Source organism: Methylobacterium sp. GC_Met_3 (assembly GCF_026540775.1).
Lineage (GTDB): Bacteria > Pseudomonadota > Alphaproteobacteria > Rhizobiales > Beijerinckiaceae > Methylobacterium.
Window position 1 is genome coordinate 1 of the sequence record NZ_JALNUL010000157.1, and the last position, 1,100, is coordinate 1,100.

Sequence of the window (1,100 nt, forward strand, 5' to 3'; positions counted from 1 at the left end):
GACGGGTTCCGCGCCTTCGGGCGCGGTCCCCGTGTCGGCGTCGCTCCGGCCTGCTCGCGGGCTCGCCTACCTGCGCTCGCCGACGCCTCCAGGATCGCGGGCACTGATCGGCTCCTCGACCTTTATCTCCATCATCGCGGCGATCGTCCCCGCAACCTTCGAGAAGACCCTCGCCGTCGCGATGGGCGAGGACGTAGGCGAGCGGGCGCACGGGTGACCGTAGCGGGAACGTTCAAGAAGACGTGGTCGAGACGGTCGCGCCGCTGGCGGGAGCCGTTCCAGGTCGGCCTTCTTCCCGGCCCGTTCTCGTTGGGAAGCCGGTTTTCTCACGGCTCATCTAATAAGGACAGCCGCGCGAACACGTGAGGATAGCTGGCGGCGCACAGGTGGTCAGGGGCATGATGGATGTGAGGTCGATCTCCCGCCTTCTCTCTCCGCCAGCCAACCACGTACTCGCCGCCTCGGGCCTTGGTCATCTCGAACTCGCCGCGCGCCGTGGCGCCCGAGGACCGCAGGCCGAGCACCGCGAGGTCGAGGACCGCATGGGCAGGCACGGCCGCAAGGCGCGAGCGGGTGGGCGCGCCAGCGCCTACCCCTCAATCGACATACTCACTGTCATCACCGAGACGCTGACCAAAATGACTTTTCGCCGGACCGCAGTGCCATTTTGAGCGGTGTCTTTTTGGCCCTCCAGATCGCCCCGGTGAACACCTCGGCCTTGGAGACCTCATGGGGCACCCGCTTCCTATGGACACCGCGACCTTCGTGGACGGCACCATGCCCATCTTTGTCGGCGGCGAACTTCGCGACCAGCTAACCTCGCCGACATCGACACCCGGCTACGACGGCCACGGTGTTCGGCATCCCCGGCGCGCAGATCCGTTCAACACGACCGTGGAAGATCGTAGCCTTCAACGCGAACTCCACGATGAGATGGCACCCAACCGCAGGATGCTCGTCCCTCGTCGAGCGAGATACTCGGTGTTCACACCGTCTGTGACCACTCATGAGCGGGCAGCTATCAAGACGGGAGCCGCCAGATCTGTCCCAAATCCTTGAGGCACAAAGAGTATTGTCTTTAGGACCATGCGGACGTGAAG

The 1,100-nt window shown here is 64.7% G+C and carries 2 protein-coding genes; one reads left to right on the forward strand and one right to left on the reverse strand.

Annotated elements, in window-relative coordinates; all coding sequences use genetic code 11:
* Positions 1-217 (forward strand): hypothetical protein (locus OXS27_RS32265; RefSeq protein ID WP_267361737.1); only part of this gene is annotated, 217 nt, incomplete at its 5' end.
* Positions 218-326: 109 nt separating this feature from the next.
* Here OXS27_RS32265 and OXS27_RS32270 read toward each other — a convergent pair.
* Entirely contained in the window at positions 327-554 is a 228-nt protein-coding gene (locus tag OXS27_RS32270) for a hypothetical protein (protein WP_267361738.1), read from the reverse strand.
* Positions 555-1,100 lie beyond the last annotated feature (546 nt).